The organism is Bacteroidota bacterium (assembly GCA_036522515.1).
Classification (GTDB): Bacteria; Bacteroidota; Ignavibacteria; order UBA10030; family SZUA-254; genus VBOC01.
On the sequence record DATDFQ010000056.1, the window covers coordinates 25,135 to 44,991 of the forward strand.

The 19,857-nt window shown below is 56.0% G+C and carries 14 protein-coding genes and 1 tRNA gene; 8 read left to right on the forward strand and 7 right to left on the reverse strand.

Going from position 1 to position 19,857, the window contains the following annotated elements:
- Nucleotide 1: 1 nt before the first annotated feature.
- The 5 genes from VI215_10700 to VI215_10720 form a co-directional block, all read right to left on the reverse strand.
- Nucleotides 2-2,161, reverse strand: a complete 2,160-nt coding sequence (locus VI215_10700) for an efflux RND transporter periplasmic adaptor subunit (protein HEY6192778.1) — start codon at nucleotides 2,159-2,161, stop codon at nucleotides 2-4.
- Nucleotides 2,162-2,419: 258 nt separating this feature from the next.
- A complete protein-coding gene (locus VI215_10705; GenBank protein HEY6192779.1) occupies nucleotides 2,420-2,581 on the reverse strand; it encodes a hypothetical protein in 162 nt (53 codons plus the stop codon).
- Between the two features lie 330 nt (nucleotides 2,582-2,911).
- A tRNA-Gly gene (locus VI215_10710) sits at nucleotides 2,912-2,983 on the reverse strand.
- A gap of 229 nt (nucleotides 2,984-3,212) precedes the next feature.
- Nucleotides 3,213-3,566, reverse strand: a complete 354-nt coding sequence (locus tag VI215_10715; protein HEY6192780.1) for a helix-turn-helix domain-containing protein — start codon at nucleotides 3,564-3,566, stop codon at nucleotides 3,213-3,215.
- Nucleotides 3,563-3,856 carry a type II toxin-antitoxin system HigB family toxin gene (locus VI215_10720; GenBank protein HEY6192781.1) on the reverse strand — a complete coding sequence of 98 codons (294 nt, stop codon included), beginning with the start codon at nucleotides 3,854-3,856 and terminating at the stop codon, nucleotides 3,563-3,565. The genes VI215_10715 and VI215_10720 overlap by 4 nt, the downstream gene beginning before the upstream one ends.
- Nucleotides 3,857-4,738: 882 nt before the next feature.
- Between VI215_10720 and VI215_10725 the strand changes: the two genes are divergently transcribed.
- Entirely contained in the window at nucleotides 4,739-7,579 is a 2,841-nt protein-coding gene (locus VI215_10725; protein ID HEY6192782.1) for a T9SS type A sorting domain-containing protein, read from the forward strand.
- A gap of 361 nt (nucleotides 7,580-7,940) precedes the next feature.
- On the opposite strand, the gene VI215_10730 is transcribed toward VI215_10725, so the two are convergent.
- Complete coding sequence (locus VI215_10730; GenBank protein HEY6192783.1) at nucleotides 7,941-8,108, reverse strand: hypothetical protein; 168 nt, start codon at nucleotides 8,106-8,108, stop codon at nucleotides 7,941-7,943.
- A 134-nt stretch (nucleotides 8,109-8,242) separates the two neighbouring features.
- Between VI215_10730 and rlmD the strand changes: the two genes are divergently transcribed.
- Complete coding sequence (gene rlmD / locus VI215_10735) at nucleotides 8,243-9,652, forward strand: 23S rRNA (uracil(1939)-C(5))-methyltransferase RlmD (GenBank protein ID HEY6192784.1); 1,410 nt, start codon at nucleotides 8,243-8,245, stop codon at nucleotides 9,650-9,652.
- Here rlmD and ubiE read toward each other — a convergent pair.
- Nucleotides 9,642-10,373, reverse strand: coding sequence for a bifunctional demethylmenaquinone methyltransferase/2-methoxy-6-polyprenyl-1,4-benzoquinol methylase UbiE (gene ubiE, locus VI215_10740; protein HEY6192785.1), 732 nt, complete (start codon nucleotides 10,371-10,373; stop codon nucleotides 9,642-9,644). The genes rlmD and ubiE overlap by 11 nt on opposite strands.
- A gap of 242 nt (nucleotides 10,374-10,615) precedes the next feature.
- Between ubiE and VI215_10745 the strand changes: the two genes are divergently transcribed.
- The 6 genes from VI215_10745 to VI215_10770 all read left to right on the forward strand — a co-directional run bounded on the left by VI215_10745 (nucleotide 10,616) and on the right by VI215_10770 (nucleotide 19,672).
- On the forward strand, nucleotides 10,616-11,941 hold the full coding sequence (locus VI215_10745) for a hypothetical protein (protein ID HEY6192786.1): 1,326 nt from the start codon (nucleotides 10,616-10,618) through the stop codon (nucleotides 11,939-11,941).
- Nucleotides 11,942-12,180: 239 nt separating this feature from the next.
- On the forward strand, nucleotides 12,181-14,664 hold the full coding sequence (locus tag VI215_10750; protein HEY6192787.1) for a DUF5916 domain-containing protein: 2,484 nt from the start codon (nucleotides 12,181-12,183) through the stop codon (nucleotides 14,662-14,664).
- A gap of 126 nt (nucleotides 14,665-14,790) precedes the next feature.
- On the forward strand, nucleotides 14,791-15,396 hold the full coding sequence (locus VI215_10755) for a sigma-70 family RNA polymerase sigma factor (protein HEY6192788.1): 606 nt from the start codon (nucleotides 14,791-14,793) through the stop codon (nucleotides 15,394-15,396).
- On the forward strand, nucleotides 15,393-16,196 hold the full coding sequence (locus tag VI215_10760) for a zf-HC2 domain-containing protein (GenBank protein ID HEY6192789.1): 804 nt from the start codon (nucleotides 15,393-15,395) through the stop codon (nucleotides 16,194-16,196). Before VI215_10755 ends, VI215_10760 begins: the two co-directional genes overlap by 4 nt.
- 13 nt (nucleotides 16,197-16,209) lie before the next feature.
- On the forward strand, nucleotides 16,210-17,517 hold the full coding sequence (locus tag VI215_10765) for a HEAT repeat domain-containing protein (GenBank protein HEY6192790.1): 1,308 nt from the start codon (nucleotides 16,210-16,212) through the stop codon (nucleotides 17,515-17,517).
- Between the two features lie 214 nt (nucleotides 17,518-17,731).
- Nucleotides 17,732-19,672 (forward strand): TlpA disulfide reductase family protein, encoded by a 1,941-nt coding sequence (locus tag VI215_10770; GenBank protein ID HEY6192791.1) that lies wholly within the window; start codon nucleotides 17,732-17,734, stop codon nucleotides 19,670-19,672.
- The last annotated feature ends 185 nt before the right edge of the window (nucleotides 19,673-19,857 follow it).

Consider the following 19,857-nt stretch of genomic DNA (forward strand, 5'->3'; position numbering starts at 1 on the left):
GTCACCACCACGACCAGAATTCGACTCTCACGAACCGAACGAGCCGCCGCCCGATGATATTGATGAGAGGCTGATCGCCGCAGTAGATTTTCGCGTTTCCGCTCATCTCGGGCTTGAGGAGCATTGATGAATTCTCGAGGGAAGTCATGACGAGGATCGTCCGGTCATCCCTCAATTCTGTTTGCTTCACGGCGATGGGCGCTATCGAGCTGACCGTACCCTCAAAATCGAGGCTCGGAAACGCCTGAGCCTTGAGAACCACTTTCTCCCCCAGCCTGACGTCCGCGATCTCCTTCTCGGGTACCGAAATCTCCGCGGTGACGGTCTTGATATCGTTCACCGCGGCAATGAGGTCCCCCTTCTTTACATTCTGGCCGATCTTCTCCCTCAATTTGTGCGAGGTGACGACGCCGGAGATCGGGCTTGTGATCGTGAGGAGTTGTACCTGCCGTCCAAGGTAGTCCTTCTGCGCTTCCAAACTCCCGATTTTTGCCTGCAATGCCTCGATGACCTCTTTTCTGCTGCCGGCCTGCAGCAACCTCAGCTCGTCGGCGGCCTCATCCAGCTCCTTTTTCCGTACGACAGATGTCCCCTCCGTCTCGGTGAAGTTCTTTTGAGAAATAATCTGTTTCTCAAGAAGCGACTTATCCATGTCGAGGTCTTTGTTCGCGTACTTAAGGCGCTCCACGGCTTTGGCAAGACGGGTCTTGGCAAGCTCAATCTCCTCCGGCCGTGCGCCCGCCTGGAGCAGTTTAAGCTGCGCCCTATTCTCGTCGATCTGAGCTTTGATTTTCGCCAGTTCGGAGCTGTACTCTCTGTCGCCGAGGCGTGCGATCGGGGCGCCTTTTTCGACGACGTCCCCTTCGTCATGGAAGATTTCCTCGATGATACCTTCCACTTCGCCCCGGACCTCCGCGTTGCGGCTCGGCAGAATGGTAAACTGTCCCGAGACCTTGAGCTCGCCGCGGTAGAACACGAGGAATAGGAGGAGCACGGCTCCAACCACAAGAAATTTAACCGGTTTACTTACGCGCTTCATTATGGATTGGCTATTCGTGAAAACCGACAGAGGGCGCCGCAGAATTCTCCTGAGTGTCCCCCGAAAGAGCCCTGTCAGCAAGAGGACAAATATAACAAATCCCCAGCCTTGATACCGGGAGGTCAAAAACCCTCCAAGCCTCGAAAGGACAAAGCTGAACAACCAGTACGAATAGACAGAGGCGAGCACGCTATAGATGAGGAAAATCCGCCGTTGGCGCGGGGTTATTTTCTTCATCTGCCCTGCTGCAGAGCTCCAGAACCTGCCGACCGTCCCTCTCAGATACTCGAACGCTTTTCGCCGGAGGTTGGGAATCTCCAGATAGTCGCTCAGGAGGTAATAGCCGTCCAATTTTATCAGCGGATTGAGATTGAAAAGAGACTTGATGCCGGAAGTTGCCGTGATGACCACCGCCATATTATTCACGACGCTGCCGGGATCCGTCACCCGCCAGACGATCGTTGCAAGGGCCCAGAGAAAAATCTCGAAATAGGCTCCCGCAAACGTGACCCAGAGCCGTTTTGACTTCTCCCTGAAGAGCCAGGCGTCGCTCACATTGCAATAGAATGCGGGTTGGAAATACAGGAGCAGGAATCCGACCTCGTGGACGCTTCCCCCAAATCGTTTGCAGCTCACCCCGTGGGAAGTCTCATGGGCTGCGATGACAAACAACACCACCACCCAGGCGAACAAGAGCGATTGAAACTGGAGCAGGTTCCCGAAACTAACCCTGAGCTCGTTCCAGTTCGAAAACGTGATCGCCCCCGCGAACAGGATCAGAAGGCCCGACCCGACGACGAACGACGGAGTGAAGAGGAAGCCCAGCCGTTTCGCCAATCGGCCGAACAGCAGGTCGGGATCAAAAAGCTTTACTCGCACGTAGAAGGGGTTTCCGCGAATCCTCCCGGGTGCCGCCGGAATGGATCCCGTACCGCTCCGGCCTTCTGCCAGAAGGCCCTTCTGCCTCAGGTTATTAATGAACCGGTCGAGGGTCTCGCGCGGGAGCGTACCGCCCAGCTCTCGTTCAGCCATCGTCTTCACGGTCTCGAGAGAATTCCTTCCATCCAGCTGCCGCAGGATGACAGCTTCGGCCTCCTTGAAGCTGAAAAACCTCCCCGACACAGGGTCCTTAAGGACGAACCCCGTCTCTTCGGTTAAGTCGTGACGGCTGATAACAAGATCGCTACGTAGCCTCAGTTCAGAAGTTTCCATCCAAATTACGTTAGATACAAAATGGCGAAGGCCACCCTATCAGGGAAGCCTCCGCCATTCTTGTTTGTTGGATTTGCCTCGAGCCGAACCAGGTTTGTTTCAGGCATTCCGACAGCAAAGGTGCCATGGAGTCCGCCGTGCCTGTGCCCGGATCAGTTCGAATGCGGATTAGTGGCCTCCCTGGTTGCCCGGCTGGCCTTCGTATCCCAGAGTACCGTTGCCCTGGTTACCGGGTTGCCCCTCGTACCCGAGTTGCCCCGGGGCCTGAGAGGGAGCGATTTTCTCTTCGAGTTCTTCGAACTCGAGAGTGATCTCTCGATCTTTCTCCATTGTTGTCACCTCCTTTCCTGTTACCTATCCCGACAACAATAAGCTAATACCTGAACATCGAGCGAGAAAAAAGAATTCCAAAAAAAGGAACGGGGCCGGCAGATTAAGAAATTTTCACGGTGAGGGAATTAGCGCGTGCGGGGTATCTGACAAACAAGAGTGCCCCTGGTGCTAACGCCAAGATAGGGAAGCTCACTAATTTAGTCAAGAAAAATCAAGCGCGCTTTCCCGGTTTACTCGATTAATATTCCGGGAGGTGATTGAACGGGGACACAATCTGCGGGGGGGAAGGGAGGGGTGTGTTAACCTGGTAAACGCTCAAATATCTTGAGCGGGAGACGGGGATCGAACCCGCGACGTCCAGCTTGGGAAGCTGGCATTCTACCGCTGAATTACTCCCGCAAAATAGGATGTTTCCACCAATTCTCTGATAGATTCTATCGGAGTGAGCGCACTGCAGCTACAAATATAACAAAAAAGCGATGAATTGCAGCCCATTCGGATTCATGGGCAGTGTCTCAATTTCACCGAACATGTCATCCTGAGGAAGCGTAGCGACCGAAGGATCTCCTCTTTCCGAACTGAGAGATCCTTCGCTTCGCTCAGGATGACAAAATAGGAGACTACCGATTTATGCGCCGAGAAGCACTTCGGCAGGAACTTGCAACTTACGATGAAGGATTTTCATCATCTTCACAGAAAGATTTCGCTTGCCGTTGAATATCTCCGATACCCGAGCTGGCGTGCCAATGATTTTCGCCAGGTCTCCATTAGACATTCCTAATTGTTCCATTCTGAATTTGATCGCCTCGACGGGTGTCGGGGCTTCGATCGGAAAGTGCTCATCTTCGTATTTCTCGACCAGGATAGCCAGAACTTCCACCATGCGTCCGTCCCTGGAATCCGGCTTTGCATCGAAATGGGATTCAATGAAAGAAAGGGCTTCCTTGTAATCTGCCCTGGTTCTAATCGGTTGTATGCTCATATCGTCTCCGCATTTATCATATCGTACTCGTGATGAGTTCCGATAAATCGTATGTAAACTATCTTCGGCTTGAACTTGATTGCCGTAATAAGCCTGTATTTGTTTCCGCAAATGTTGAAAACGACCCTCCCGTTTTTCAAGACACTTGCAGTGCCGTAGAGCGCCTTGATTTCATTACTGTGCTTCCAATCCGCTTTCCTTGCCTCATGGTACCACGCCCTGATTGATTGTTCCGCATCCTTGTGCCGTTTGGCAAAGTGAATCAAAACAGGGCGTGTTATCACTCTCACGGCGGTTATGCGCCTTTCCCAAAGTGGGAATATTTATTCCCATTTTGGGAATACTCAAATTAAGCAAAACTATTCCTCTTTGTCAACAATGGAAGATTGAGAATTCGGCGCGTTGGGAGGCATGTCCCGGATAAAAGCCGGCGAAATAAGCCGAATTCACAATTGTAGGGACCCCAAACCAAAACATCGGTAATGTCGCAGTTTCATCTTCTCTCGTCATCCCGACATGTTTTAGGTCGGGATCTTCATGAAAGAGTTGAAAGATGCTGACCAGGAGCATGTCAGCATGACGAGGTGGAGAGGCGTTCGGTCAAATTTAGACACCACCAAAACACCCTGCCCCTTGACTTTCAAACAGGCCTTTCTATATTGGATCGATTGATTGTCTCTTCGAAAGTTCGGTACAATCTGCTAGTTTCTTTGGTTCGGCTCCGCCAGCCAAGGGATGTTAAGTCATCAGCCTTATCAACGCTCATTGGAGGAGTCATGATGTTCCGATACTCTTGTTGTTCCATTCTCTTCGCGCTTAGGTGTCGGTCAGGCCGCCGCGTGAAATCAGCGATCTGTCTGCTTTTTCTTATCGCTCTGCTATCACTCATGAGCGAGTCAGGTTCGGCCCAGTTTTTACAGCAGGGTGTCAAGCTCGTCGGCACAGGCGCGGCCGGTCTTGCCCAGCAGGGTGCCTCGGTCTCATTCTCCGCCGATAGTAACACGGTACTCGTTGGCGGAATCGCAGACAGCAATGGTGCCGGCGCGACGTGGGTTTTTACCCGTTCAGGCAGCGTATGGTCACAGCAGGCGAAACTCGTCGGTACGGGCGCTGTAGGATTTGCTTATCAAGCAAGATCGGTCTCCCTTTCCGCAGATGGCAACACGGCACTGGTGGGTGGAGACAATGATAACGGCCACGCCGGAGCGGCGTGGGTCTTCACCCGCTCAGGAGGTGTGTGGTCGCAACAGGGAAACAAGCTCGTAGGCACGGGCGCAGTGGGTAATGCCGGCCAGGGCGTATCGGTTGCCATTTCCGGCGATGGCAATACCTCAATCGTGGGGGGTCTAAGCGATAATGGCGGGATCGGGGCAAGCTGGGTTTTCATACGCTCGGGTGGTGTCTGGACGCAGCAAGGAAGCAAGCTTGTCGGCACAGGGGCCGTAGGCCCCTCCGTTTACCAGGGCTACTCGGTCTCGATCGCCGCCGACGGGAATACCGCCATTGTGGGTGCGGCTGCTGATAATAACAGCGTGGGTGCAGCATGGGTATTTACTCGTGCCGGAGGTGTGTGGACTCAGCAAGGAAGCAAGCTTGTGGGCACCGGTGCTTCGGGTTCCGCTAGTCAGGGTATATCTGTATCGATAGCCGCCGATGGAAATACCGCGATCGTGGGGGGACCTGGAGATAACAGCCTTGCCGGAGCAGCTTGGATTTTCATACGGAACCTGGGTGTGTGGTCCCAGCTGGGAAGTAAGCTCGTCGGCACCGGGGCTGTCGGCGCCGCTCACCAAGGGTCTTCGGTCTTCGTCGCTGCCGACGGGTTTACCGCAATCGTGGGGGGACCGCAAGATAGTAGTAACGCCGGTGCGGCGTGGGTCTTCGGACGCTCGGGCAATATATGGTCGCAGCAGGGAGGCAAACTGCTGGGTTCAGGGGTTGTGGGACTCAGTCAACAAGGGTTCTCGGTCTCCCTTTCCAGCGATGGCAGTTCGGCAATTGTTGGAGGGTTTAGCGACAGATCTGGTGCCGGCGCAGCATGGATTTACTCGCGGACAGGTAGCGTGTGGACTCAGCAAGGAACCAAGCTGGTCGGCACAGGTGCCGTGAGCATAGCCCGCCAGGGAGCCTCTGTTGGTCTCTCCGGCGATGGAAATACCGCGATCTCGGGCGGTACATTGGACAGTTCCGGCCTCGGCGCGACGTGGGTCTTCACTCGGGCAGGCGGAGTTTGGACACAGCAGGGGAGTAAGCTCGTCGGTACAGGCGCCTCTGGGAGTTCGGGTCAAGGCGTCTCACTCTCACTCTCCGCCGACGGCAATACGGCCATCGTTGGTGCAAACGCCGATAGCAGCGCCACGGGCGCCGCATGGATCTTTACGCGCACCGGAGTCACCTGGTCGCAGCAAGGAAGTAAGCTCGTTGGCACCGGGGCTGTTGGTGTCGCCCAACAAGGCGGTTCCGTGTGCCTCTCCGCCGACGGCAATACGGCAATCATGGGTGGGAGGGTTGATAATAGCTTTACCGGTGCGGCGTGGGTATTCACTCGAACGGGCGGGGTTTGGACTCAGCAAGGAGGCAAGCTTTTCGATGCGGGTGCCGCAGTTTCTACGCAACAAGGGGCCTCGGTTTCTCTTTCCGGCGACGGCAATACGGCGATTATAGGAGGGCCGGGACTTAATAGTAGTGCGGGTGCGGCTTGGATCTACGCACGGACTGGAGGCGTATGGACGCAGACAGGCGGGGCGCATGTGGGTACAGGCGCCACAGGCTCTGCGCATCAAGGCGCCGCAGTTTCGATTTCCGGTGACGGCAATACTGCGATAGTGGGCGGACCGTATGATAGTTCTCAGGTCGGAGCCGCATGGATCTACGCACGCGTTGCCGGAGTCTGGACTCAACAGGGAGGGAAGCTGGTCGGCACGGGCCATGTGGGTTTTTCACAGCAGGGCACCTCAGTCTCCATTTCGGGCGATGGAAATACGGCAGTTGTGGGGGGCCCTAACGACAGCAGCGGAGTGGGTGCCACATGGGTTTTCACACGGACCGGCGGTGTATGGTCTCAGTATGGAGGTAAGCTCGTAGGCGCCGGGGGTGTGGGCCTTGCCAATCAGGCCAAGTCGTCTTCCCTTTCCGCAGACGGCCATACGGCAATTGTGGGTGGGTATGTCGATAACTCTGGCTTTGGTGCGGCGTGGCTCTTCGCGAAAGCACCGACTACTCTGGAAGATACGCTGGGAAACGGGTGGAATATGGTATCGGTGCCGCTGAAGGTGGAGGATTATCACAAGACGGTGCGCTATCCCACGGCAATCTCAAACGCTTTCGCATATCAGGGTGGTTATATCACGCAGCCGATTCTCGCCAATGGGAAAGGATACTGGCTGAAATTCGAAGGGGCTCAGACTGTTCCCACCAGCGGTTACGAACGGTCGTTGGATTCGATTAACGTGTTGTCGGGTTGGAATTTGGTGGGATCTCTCAGTGCCCCTGTCAGCGTTTCGAGCATCACGAGCTCACCGGGCGGGATTGTCACATCGCCGTTCTTCGGATACGACGGCTCGTACCAGATTGCAACTGCTATCGAACCCGGCCAGGGATATTGGGTGAGGGCAAACCAGACGGGAAAACTTTATCTTTCCACAGCCAACGCCCTACCCGAGGCAGGGCGAATCAGAATCGTTAACAACGGCGAAAGTCCACCACCGCCGCCGGATCACGGAGACAATTCGGCGTCGAGTGCCGCCCCCAGAGAATATGCGCTTGAACAGAATTACCCCAACCCGTTCAATCCGGTGACGATTGTAAGGTATCAGGTGCCAGCGGCCGGTCATGTGGTGCTAAGTGTCTACAATCTCCTTGGTCAGAGGGTCGGGACTCTGGTGAACGGCCCTCAGAGCCCCGGGTACAAGTCGGTAAGCTGGGACGCGAGCGGAGTGCCGAGCGGTATTTATTACTATCGTCTGACGGCGGGTACGTTCACGGCGACGAGGAGCATGCTTCTAATCAAGTAGTATCGATTGAAGGTAGTGGCTGAGTTTAAACCGTCAAACCGAATGAACGCAGGCTAAAGCCTGCGCCTACCAAGCCCGAGGCGTCCCAATATGCGTTCCGCCGCGGAGCGGCGGAACGAGAACCGGGGTATAGGTAGCCGCAAGCTTTAGCTTGCGGGTTTTTGATCGAGGAGCTGTGCCATGGCGGGAAAAAGACCGCAGCCTAAAGGCTGCGGCTACCCTCCGCGAATGATTGGCGCAGCCTGAAGGCTGCGGTTACCAAGCCCGAGGCATCCGTAGGCGCGACCTTCAGGTCGCGTGAAGTTTTACGCAGGCTAAAGCCTGCGCCTACCAAAATGGTGGGGGAATACTTCGCGTCGGTTTACTTTATTCCCCGCTTCCTCTTCTCGATCAACACCTGCGCATCGACCGGCGCCGCGCAAATCGCGCAGACATAGCGACGGGTGGTTTCATTGAAGTCCGGTTCGCGAACCTGCTTGCAGTTCGGGCAACGGATCATCAAGGGTTTTTCTTCCTTTGGTTTCGGCACGATTTCCTTCCTGTTGTAATCTCAACCCGGTTCCGTTCAGATCCCGTGCGGCGCAGAGCGCCGCACATATGCGTTCCCCAGCAGAGCGTGGGAACGAGGACAAAGAGGCCAGTGAATATATTTGTATATTAGGTATGATGCAAAAAGGAGACGAAGTAACACTCAATATCGACAACCTCTCCGGAGACGGGAAAACTGTGGCCCGCCTCGACGGAATGGTGTATTTTGTCGATAGAGCGGTCCCGGGCGATATTGTCCGGGCGCGAGTCTGGAAAGTCAAGAAGAACTTTGCGGATGCCCGGGCTGTCGAGGTCCTCACGCCCTCTCCCTTCCGTACGGCGCCGAAATGCAAACACTTTGGAGTGTGCGGCGGCTGCAAGTGGCAGGATCTTGCCTATGAGGCTCAACTGCGGTTCAAACACAAGCTTGTCGTCGATGCCTTTGAGCGGATCGGCGGGTTTGTGGATCCCGTTGTTCATCCTGTCCTCGGTTGCGAGGATCCCTATTTTTACCGCAACAAGATGGAGTTCACGTTCTCGAATTACCGGTGGCTGACCGACGAAGAGGTCCACCGGAAGGAACCAGCAGAGCCCGCGGTCGCTCTCGGGTTGCACGTGCCCGAGCGGTATGACAAAGTAGTCAACCTCGAAGAATGCTGGCTCCAATCGGAACTGAGCGCGGCGATCGTGAATACCATCCGTGAAGTTTGCAAGGTCTGGAACCTCTCGGTTTACTCGACCGAAACCCAGGAAGGATACATGCGACACCTCGTGATCCGGGAGGGGAAGAGGACCGGCGACGTGATGGTCAATCTTGTGACGAGCGCCGACTGGCCGGAAGGGATGGCGAAGTTGAGCGGCCTCCTCTGCAAGCAGTTCCCGCAGATCACCACAATCGTCAATAATATCACGACGCGGAGATCGATGGTCGCCCGTGGTGAGGTGGAGAAGGTCTATCATGGTCCGGGTACGATCAACGAGAAGCTGGGAGAGTACTCATTCCGCCTTTCGGCAAATTCCTTTTTTCAGACGAACACGCTCCAGGCGGAACGGCTTTACGAAACGGTCCGCACCCTCGCGAATCTCACTTCCAGGGACGTTGTCTACGATCTCTATTGCGGAACAGGCACCATTGCGATTTATCTCTCACAACATGTCGACCGGGTTGTCGGGATCGAGCTCGTGGCGAGTTCCATCGCCGATGCCATGCGGAATGCGGAGGTGAATCGTGTGGGAAATTGCTTTTTCCTGCAGGGCGACCTGAAGGATCGGTTAACCACGGACCGCGCGTGGATCGGTGAACATCCCCGCCCGACAGTCATCGTCACCGACCCGCCGAGAAGCGGCATGCATCCGAAAGTCGTGGAGCAGATCGTTAAGAGTTCGCCGGAACGGGTCGTCTACGTGAGCTGTAATCCTTCTACTCAGGCGCGCGATGCGAAATTGCTGGCCGGGTCAGGGTATGTGCTGAAAGAGATCCAGCCTGTCGACATGTTTCCGCATACCGACCATGTCGAGGCGGTGGGTCTCTTCGTTAAGAAGTGACTTCCGGCTTTCTTCCGACGTAAATCGTTGCGCCCCCGAAGGTCAGCGGGTGCGCCGCCGGGGAAGCAAATCCCGCCTTCGCCATTGAGGAAAGAAAATCGCCCCGCTCGGGAAAATGTCGTATCGACTCCGGGAGGTACCGGTACGCACTCTCGTGCTTTGAAACGATCCTGCCGAACAATGGAATTCCGATCGAGGAGTAGAGGTTGTACAAGCCTCTCATGACAGCCCCATCGGGTCTCGAAAGCTCGAGAATAACGGAGATTCCTCCGGGAACGAGGACCCTCAGCATTTCCCGCAATCCGGCCTCGCGATCGGCGAAGTTCCGGATGCCGAACGCCACAATTGTTCCGTCGAACGACCCTTCGCGAAAAGGAAGCCGAAGAGCGTCGCAGATGACGAGATCCACAATCCCCCCATCCGCGCGGTTGTTAAGTTTCTGTTCGAACACTCGAAGCATCGCGGGAGCGAAGTCCGTGGCAACGACGCGGGCCGGCCTGATGGCCAGGACCTCGAGCGAAACATCTCCGCTTCCTGCGGCGATGTCGAGAATCTTCCCACCCTTCTTTTCCGCGAGGAACGAAACGGCCTTCCGCCGCCAGCGAATGTCCAGTCCGAAGCTCAACATTCGGTTCAGGCGATCGTAGGTTGGCGCGATCGCATCGAACATCTCCTTGATGCGGCGTGGATCCTGCGGATGGCTGTTGGCATTCTCATTCATCGGTCGTCAATTTCTCCAAAAATAGGATCAGTTGCAACACTTGTTCGCAGGAAGACGAATAGTCGGTAGCCGCAGCCTTCAGGCGGCGTTTGACGGCACGCGACCTAAAGGTCGCGCCTACCGAAACCTCTGGCGTCGTCTCTCTTGGTAGCCGCAGCCTTCAGGTTTTGTCATTGAAATCCATCCGAGCGAAACCTCGGACAGAGACGGACGTACACGTTCTAGTGATGCGCCCCGTCGACATGTCTCGATTCTATTCATCGATCTGCACCTCCCTTGGCCGGGGGATTCTCCTTTGTGCCATCGTGACGCTACCGTCGACAACGGCCCGCGCGCGCCAGCCGGGCTTTTCCGACACCGCCGCTGTCTATTTTGGGGAAATAAGAGCCGCCACCGCCCAGAACCGGGATCTGTGGAATCTAGACCTATACGGGCCGATCCTCCTCGTTGAGAGAGAATCGAGGAACGTGTACGCAAATCTTGCCGATTCGGCCGGGACCCTCAACCCCGAGGGATCCGTCTATACAGGCGTTCTTCCGAAAACGGTGAATATCTCCAACACCTCGCTCCGATGGGGAGGAAGGGAATGGGCGATGATCATGCTTCCCTTGCCGGCCGGGAAGAGCGCCCGGCTCAATCTCCTTGCGCACGAGCTCTTTCACCGATCACAATCTGCTCTCGGATTCACAAATCGGAACCCGGACAACAATCACCTCGATCGGAAGGATGGCCGGGTCTATATTCGTCTCGAGCTCGAGGCGCTGAAACAAGCGCTCCTTGCCGGCTCCGCCGATGACCTGCATGAGCATGTGGCGAACGCCCTAGCGTTCAGGCAATTCCGCCGCGCATTATTTCAGGGCGCCGACACCACCGAGAACCAGATGGAGCTGAACGAGGGGATGACCGAATTCACCGGCGTTATGCTGAGCGGACGATCCGACCGGGAAGTGCGTGATCATTTCATGAAAAGTATTGGCGACTTCCTCGTGGACCGCTCCTACGTCCGGGCGTTCGCATATGAAACAATCCCCGTCTATGGCTACCTGCTTGCCAGGACAAACCCAGGCTGGAACAGGGAAATTGGCGGGAATACGGATCTTACAGCCTACTTCGAAAAAGCGTTCGGCATCTCGCTGCCGCCGGATTTGAAGAGGACCATGGCCGGAATCGGGGAAAAGTACCATAGTAAGATTATCGTCGACGAAGAGACCGAACGGGATACCCGCCTCCAGAAACAGATCGCTGAATACAAGAGCCGCTTTATCGAAAAACAGCATCTCGAAATCCCTTTGCAGAACATGAACATGTCGTTCGATTACAAGCTGATTGTGCCGCTTGAGGACAAGGGGACAGTCTATCCCACGATCCGGGTCGTGGACAATTGGGGAATCCTGACCGTGAAAAATGGGGCGCTTATGAGCCCCGGTTGGGACAAGATCACCGTGAGCGTGCCCGCCGAACTGGGTGAGAAATTCTTGAAAGGTGACGGGTGGACGCTCGAATTGAAAGAAAATTATGAGGTGGTCAGCGACCGGCAGGGGGGAAACTATGTCCTAAAGAAGAAATGACCGGCAATTACACACAGAACCACCGCCCCTAGTTTGGTCGTGCCGCAGTTTCACCTTCTCTCGTCATCCCGACATGTTTTAGGTCGGGATCTTTATAAAAGAGTTGAAAGATGCTGACCAGGAGCATGTCAGCATGACGAGGTGGAGAGACGTTCTGCCAAACCGAGACACCGCCCCCAGTTTGCTTTTCTCCCTCCTTTCTCCTATGTTCGACAAATTCCATCAACCCTCTGACCATCTTGACGAGATATCCCTTACTGCTCGGCCTGGCATGTCTCGTTCCCATTGGCCTTCTTCAGGCAGAATCACCCACCAAAACGATCGCAGCGCACCGCGTCGCGTCCGGGCCGAGGGTCGACGGTATTCTGGGTGACGAGCAATGGCGAGGAGTCTCTCCCGACACGTCGTTCGAGCAGTTTGATCCCGAAGAGGGAGCGGCGCCGACGGAGAGAACCTCTGTCCGGCTTGTCTATGACGATCATGCGCTCTATGCGGGCATCGTTTGCTATGACTCATCTCCGGACGGCATTGTCGAGCAATTGACGCGGAGGGACCGGACCGGCCAGGCCGACCGGTTTTCCGTGATCATCGATTCCTACCACGACCACACGACCGCGTTCCTCTTCAGCGGAACGATTTCCGGCGTCCAGACCGACGGCATTCTTTCGGAGGACGGACGCGTCTATGACACGGAATGGGATGCCGTGTGGGAATTCGACGCAAAAATAACCAGGGAGGGCTGGTCGGCCGAATTCAGAATCCCCTTCAGCGCGATCCGCTTCGCTCCCCGGGACTCCGGATATGTCTGGGGAATCAATTTTCGCCGCTACATCGCCCGAAAACGTGAGACGGACGAGTGGGTGATGCTTCCCCGGAAAGAAACCCCGGTGGGTGTTATCTCCTCCGTCTCCAAAATGGGGCACGTCTACGGAATAGACCACGTTCGCCCTCCGCTTCATCTCGAACTCCTGCCGTACGCCGATATGAAGGAGAGTTTTCTCTCCCAGCCCGATCCGTTTCCTCTCCGGAAGGAGTTCAAGGCCTCCGCGGGACTCGATCTGAAGTATGGCGTGACGAACAACGTGACGCTCGATCTGGCCCTCAACCCCGATTTCGGCCAGGTGGAAGTCGACGCGGCTGTCCTCAATCTCACCGTTTTTGAGACCTTCTATCCCGAGAAGCGCCCCTTTTTTTTGGAGGGCTCGCAGATATTCTCCTTCGGCAATACGTTCGACAGCCAGTCGATGCGCCTCTTTTATTCGAGAAGGATCGGCAAGAACCCGCTCCCGTCGGAATCGCCCCCGCCCGGATATTACTTTCTGGAAACTCCGCCCGTGACGACGATTCTCGGCGCGGCCAAGATAACAGGGAAGACGGATGACGGACTTTCCTTCGGATTGCTCTCGGCCGCGACGGATCGAGAGGAGGGGGTTGCGGAGGATGCGCTCGGTCACCGGACTTCGCCCTTATTGTTTGAACCGAGGGCGAGTTACGACGTGTTTCGTCTCAAGAAGGATTTCGCCGGGAACTCGTATGTGGGAATGATGGCGACAGGAGCGTTCAAGGAGGAGAATTCCCCGGTCCTTGCGGGCGGCGTCGACTGGAACCTGCGCGTGGGCGATGCGGGTTATGCGCTCGACGGTTTTCTCGCGGGCTCCCAGGCGATCTCTCCGCTCGCCTATCCGGTGGTGGACCGGGTCACCGGAGGGTCGGGAAAGGTGGGCCTCGGAAAAATCCAGGACGAGCACCTCCTCGTTCTTTCCCTGTATGATTTCACGACGAGAAATTTCTGGATCAACGACATCGGCTTTTACAGCCAGCCCCGCGAGCATGGAGGGATCACTCAGATCACCTATAAGGATGAGCAGCCGGCGGCACCCCTCTTACGGTACTATCTGAACGCCGACGTGCAATACCGTTGGAACTGGGACGCGGTCAACACGGTCAGCATCTTTGAGACGGAACCGATTTTTCAGATGAGGAACTTCTGGTCGCTGGATATCGATCTGATCCACGACTTCCCCGCGTTCGACGACGAGAACCGGGGAATCAATGGAACGTACCATCGTTCCGAGGGAAACAGGATCTCGGTTAAGCTCGATTCCGATGTACGGCAGGTTGTGGTCGCCACCCTCATCGGGCAGTACCAGCATACGGCCCGGGGTATGAGTTCGGGTTCGGCGATAGCCCAGCTCACCGTTCGTCCGAGCAGCTGGATGGAACTCGACCCGTCGGTGGCCCTTACGCGAACAAGGAATGAAGAGACCTGGGTGAGGGATGTCTCAACGGGCGGACCGCATCTTCTTCCGCATGGGGAGAATCTCTTCGCCGACCGTGACATCGATCAGTATGATTTCTCATTGCGGGGAACGATCACCTTCACGCGGAGCATGAGCGTCCAGTTCTTCACACAAGTCCTGCTGGCAAAAGGGGCATACGAGCATTTCAAGCGGTTGGCGGGACCGGACCAGCTTCCGGACTTTGACTTTTTCAACAGCATCTACTTCCAGGGTTTTAATTTCAATGAGAAGGTGTTGAATGCGAACGTCGTCTTCCGTTGGGAGTACCTTCCGGGAAGCACGCTCTATTTTGTCTGGACGCAGGCGCGATTCGGCGAGAATGGGGTTTTTGAAAGGAATCTTTCGGATAATTTCTCCGACACGTTCCGGCTGCCGATGGATAATGTTCTCCTGCTCAAAATGAACTACTGGTGGAGCCTTTGATTTAGGGGCCGAAAACCCCCAAACACAACTCCCTTTGCCGTATTCCGTAAAACCCTCCATGGGCTGTCAACGGAACGGTTGCCTCCCTTGTCTAACCTCCAGAACATCATACAAAGAGACCTCCGGATGCCCGCCGAAGACGAGCGGCGACTGATTCTCGATGCGCAGAAAGGAAGCCGCGAGGCCTTTCGTCTTCTCGTCGAGCGCCACATGAAGCAGGCGTACAACATCGCCTATGGAGTCATCGCCGATCACGATGAAGCGGAAGATATTGCCCAGGAATCGTTTGTTCGCGTGCATCGATCCATCCGCTCGTTTCGCGGAGATTCGGGATTTGGGACCTGGCTCTACCGGATTGTGATGAACATGTCGATCAATCGACTGCGACAGAAAAAAGTGAGAGAACGGAGAGAGGTACATCTTGAAAGCGGATTTCATGAACGATCGGGCGCAAATCGCCCCGCGGGAATCATCCTTGGGAACGGCCAACCGGACACCGGGCTGCCGGGTTCTTCGGAACCGGACTTCCACGCGCATCTCGAGCGTGCCCTTCACAAGCTCCCGACCCTCCAGAGGGCGGTCGTGATCCTGAGGCATATGAACGGAATGTCGACGAAACAGGTTGGCGCGATCCTCAATTGCTCCGAGGGAACGGTGAAAACACATCTCCACCGGGGTCTGCGAAAGATGAGAACGATGCTGGATTTTCTGAAGGTTGAGGGGTTGGAATGAGGCACTCGAAGATAAAATTGATGCTCTATGAGTTTGTTCGCTCGGAACTCCCGCAGGAGGAAATGGCCGAGGTTGAGTCTCATCTTTGCTTCTGCGAACAGTGCGCCCGTGAGGCGGAGGGAATCAGGGAGATTGTGAACCTCACCGCAGCCGCGGGATCCACGCCGAGCGCCGGGCGATCCCCGGAATATTGGAACAAGTTCGCGTATTCCGTCGAAAGCAGAATCCGGGCAATCGGCTCGCGTGCGAAGCGCCGGCCGGTGACGATTCTTGACGATCTCGCCGCATTCTTCACGCTCCGGCCTCGCGCCCTCGCGATCGTTGGAAGCAGTCTTGCGCTCGTGGTTCTTGCCGTCCTCGTTTCCCGGAACACCCGGCCCCGGCCCGAAAACCCGGAGCAGTCCTCGAACATCGAGGCCGCGCCTGTCCAGCCTGTTCTCGCAGAAAATAAGATCGGCGACTATTTCCGCAGATCGAAAGTTCTGCTTGTCGGAATCACGCATCTCAAGGCGGACGACGACCAGCCGATCGACCTGAGCAGCGAAAGCAAGGTGTCCCGTGAGTTGCTGGACGATGCCCGCTACCTGAGGAACCAGCCGCTCGATCTTCGGTCGGCGAAACTGATCGACGATCTGCAGAAAATCCTGGTGGAGCTCGCGAATATCAAGGAGCACGAGGCGTTGCCGAACGTCGATATCATCCGGAGCGGGATTCATCGGGAAAACCTGTTGTTCAAGATTAGAATGGCGGAAGCGTCGTGCGATTCGACGCGGTTCGTACCGGTCCGTGACACCTACTAATGAAAGAAGGACTATGACAACCAGGAAAGTGCTATTTCTTTTATTCTGCGGTTCAGTGGCGTTGGGCCGGATCAGCGCTCAAACGGGGTCGGCATCTACAGTCTATTCGGGCGATCAATGGGCCCCTTTCACGGTCGCCGCAGCATGGGGATCGTCTGAGGTGCCGGAGCCTTTTGGCTCGGAAGGCAAGAAGAACGATCCCGCCTACCCCTTGTATAAAGAGGGATACCATTTTATCCTCGACGGCAAATGGGAGGAAGCAAGGAAGAAGCTCGGAGAAATGATCAAGAAGTTCCCTTCCAGCGCCTACATCGACGATGCGGAGTATTGGTCCGCGTATGCGATGATGTACCTCGACGAGAAAAAGGCCGCGAAGGAATACGAGAAGTTCATCTCCCGTCACCCCGAGAGCCGCTATTATGACGACGCCGTGGCCGACCTCTCAGGTCTGGATGGAAGCACGGTGGGCCGGCCGGTTCCGGTGCCGATGATCACCACCGCGCCGAGGGTCTGGACAAGCAGCAGCAGCGGCCGGGGGAAAGGGAGCGGCAGAGGGATGATGTACATCGACTCGCTCGGCGGAACCGGATTTGTCATGAGCTCTGAAAGCCTGATCGTGCACAACCTCGGCAGCTCGCTTCGATCGGGTGGAGTAAGGGGTTACGCCTACTCCTCCGGAAATCCGCCCGTACTAAGAAGCCTCAACCGTGCGCTTACGCTTCAGTCACGCGCCCTCAGGGCGGCCCGGCTTCCGAGCATGGCCCACGCTCCGAGGGCGACGCTGGCGCCGGGCTTGTTCGAGCGGGAGGAAGATCTTGACGCAGAAACCAGATTGAAGCTGGAGGCGCTCGAAGCTCTGGGATCGTCCAAGCAAGACTCGGCCGCGTTCCGGGCATTGAAGGATATTGCCCTCGATCGCTCGGAAAACCGGCGGCTCCGGACGGCAGCGATGGAACAGCTGGTAGATTTCGAGGCGTATGATCCGATGCATGTGTTTCTCGAGATCGCCAAGAAGGATACCGGCCTCGAAATCCAGGATGCGGCGATCGATTATATCGGCATGCTCACGAAAGACAAGAACAGGTCCGTTGAGACGCTGATAGAATTGTTCTATGCAATACCCAATAATCGGGCGGAACAGCGCGGGAACATCTTTTATTCGATTGCCGAGGTCGGAAACGACAAGGCGGTAGACTTTCTCGCCAAGATCGCGAAGACGCATGAAGGGTACGACCTTCGCAGCGAAGCGATCTATTACCTGGGCAGTATCGGCAATGAGCGTTCCAGGGCGGCGTTGTACGACGTTCTGAGGGAGAAGTAGCGGAGTTTGATGTTGTAGGGGCGACGCATGCGTCGCCCGGGGTGATTCTGCAAACCCGATGTGACGGGCGGGGCATGCCCCGCCCCTACGAAAACGACCTACCACGAAGTCAATCCTCCGTTTGGTTCCGAGGTATACATTTAGTACGTTGGGTCAGGGGTCTCAGGAAGACCTTCCGTCCCCGGCAGACCCCAAGACTACCCCAGGAGGATCCATGAAATCTGCAATCGTGTTCCTGTTTCTCGCCGCATGCGCCTATGCGCAGGGTCAGCAGGGCAACGCCCCATTTAGCATTCTTCCCGAGCAACCTACAATCGGTTCGACGATCAGTGTGACCTACAGTAGCGACGCCCCCGGAGCTCAGCTCGCCGGCGCCGATGCGATCGAGCTGTTCACACTAGTGTTCCGCCCGGGCGAGTATGAGATGTTCCTCGATACCCCGATGAAGAAGGAAGGGAGCAAATGGGTGGCTTCCTTCCCGCTTACGAACAAGAATAGTTGCTACCTGGTCTTTCGTTGCGTATCCGCGGGAAAAGCGGATGAAGGCGGGGATCAGGGGGTCGATGCGCTTATCTACGGCGAGAATGGGAAGCCGGTACTGGGCGCGCATGGCGCGCGTGCCTTTTTCATGAGCAGGGGTCAAATCAATTCGTTCAAGCGAACCAGAGACCCTGCCGGGGCCACCGAGGAGTTCAACAGGGAACGAGAACTCTACCCTCAGAACTGGCATGCGGTGAACGATTATCTCGGCATGATCTCGCGCCAGGACCAGAGCGACAAAGGAACGCCCAAGCTGGCGCCCGAAGTGGAGAAATTTGCTGAAATGTTCAAAGACAATGACGAAGCCACCTCCGCGATCACAAGCTGGTTCAACGCAATCGGAGATAGCGCCAGGGCGCAGGCTACAGGGAAGGCGGCTCTCACGAAGAATCCGGACGGTGTGTTCGCCCGCCAAACACGCTGGTCTCGTATCCTCGAAACGGGTGAGTTGATAACACGCGCCGGCCTGATCCACGAGTTCCTGGCCGATCATCCGGAACTGGACAAGAAGGAAGTCCGTTCAAAGATGCTGACCATGTTCGCCGACTACACGAAGGTGAAGGAATACGATCGGGCGGCCGACGTTCTTTCGAAAATCGAAAACCCATCGTGGCAATGGTACAACGAGTTGGCGTGGGGCCCCATTGAGAAAGGCGAAAACCTCGAAAAGGCGACAGCCTGGGCGCGGACCGGCGTCGATCTGAGCCGCCATCCGGATCCGGACGAAAAGCGATTTTATTCAACCCTCGCCGAGTGGGAGAACAACTGCAGGTATAGTACGGGTGAAATGCTCGATACGTACGCGTACGGATTATTCCAGCTCGCGAAGTACGATGAGGCGGAAAAGGCTTCTGCCGAATCGTTTGATCTCACCAAGGGGGATGATGCGGATATAGTCCAACGATACCTCGATTGCATGATCATGGACAAACATTACGAAAAGGCGGTTGAAGTCGGAATGGAGTCCGTCAAACGGGGGAAGAAGAACGAGAAGGTCCTGGCCAGTCTGAAACGAGCCTATGCCGTGAAAGAAGGGCAATCCGGGGGCTTCGACAAATTATCCGCGGAGAAGCAGAAGGAGTTCGATCAATTGCTCACTTCGGCGAGCCAAACGAGAAACGACCAGGTGCGCAAAGACGTCGCGGCAAGCCGGGTTAGCAAACCCTCGGTCGATTTTACCCTCAACAACCTGGAGGGAAAGCCGGTCGCCTTTTCATCCCTGAAGGGAAAAGTGGTCGTGATAGACTTCTGGGCGACCTGGTGCGGACCGTGCAAAGCATCGTTTCCCTACCTGCAGAAAGTGTACGATAAGTACAAGGATAACCAGAAAGTGGCGTTCCTCGTGGTGGACACCTGGGAACGCGTAAAGGGATTGCCGGCCACCGTCGAGAACGCGAAGAAATTTGTAACGGATAACAAATACACCTTTCCGATTCTGATTGATGAAATCTCGGGAACCAAACTCTCCGATAAGTATCAGGTCACCGGAATCCCGACGAAATTCATCATCGACAAGAAGGGGAATGTCGCGTTCGTGGCGGTAGGATTCAACGGTCCCGAGATGGAGCAGGAGTTGACCGCGCAGATCGAGCTTCTGCTGGGAGAGTCGATGTAATTGCACAGGCCGCTACGCCCCGAGGCTTGATGATTTTTGGTAGCCGCAGCCTTTAGGCTGCGGTCTTTTTCCCGCCATGGCACAGCTCCTCGATCAAAAACCCGCAAGCTAAAGCTTGCGGCTACCGGTACCCCGGCCGCAGAGCGGCCAAATATTCCGTCCCCACGCGGAGCGTGGGAACGAGG

Bases quoted from the DNA above. Each gene is read 5' to 3' on its own strand.
- VI215_10705 (HEY6192779.1), bottom strand. From the start codon at position 2,581: ATGGAGAAAGATCGAGAGATCACTCTCGAGTTCGAAGAACTCGAAGAG.
- VI215_10715 (HEY6192780.1), bottom strand. From the start codon at position 3,566: ATGAGCATACAACCGATTAGAACCAGGGCAGATTACAAGGAAGCCCTT.
- rlmD (HEY6192784.1), top strand. From the start codon at position 8,243: ATGATGCAAAAAGGAGACGAAGTAACACTCAATATCGACAACCTCTCC.
- ubiE (HEY6192785.1), bottom strand. From the start codon at position 10,373: ATGAATGAGAATGCCAACAGCCATCCGCAGGATCCACGCCGCATCAAG.
- VI215_10745 (HEY6192786.1), top strand. From the start codon at position 10,616: ATGTCTCGATTCTATTCATCGATCTGCACCTCCCTTGGCCGGGGGATT.
- VI215_10755 (HEY6192788.1), top strand. From the start codon at position 14,791: ATGCCCGCCGAAGACGAGCGGCGACTGATTCTCGATGCGCAGAAAGGA.
- VI215_10760 (HEY6192789.1), top strand. From the start codon at position 15,393: ATGAGGCACTCGAAGATAAAATTGATGCTCTATGAGTTTGTTCGCTCG.
- VI215_10765 (HEY6192790.1), top strand. From the start codon at position 16,210: ATGACAACCAGGAAAGTGCTATTTCTTTTATTCTGCGGTTCAGTGGCG.
- VI215_10770 (HEY6192791.1), top strand. From the start codon at position 17,732: ATGAAATCTGCAATCGTGTTCCTGTTTCTCGCCGCATGCGCCTATGCG.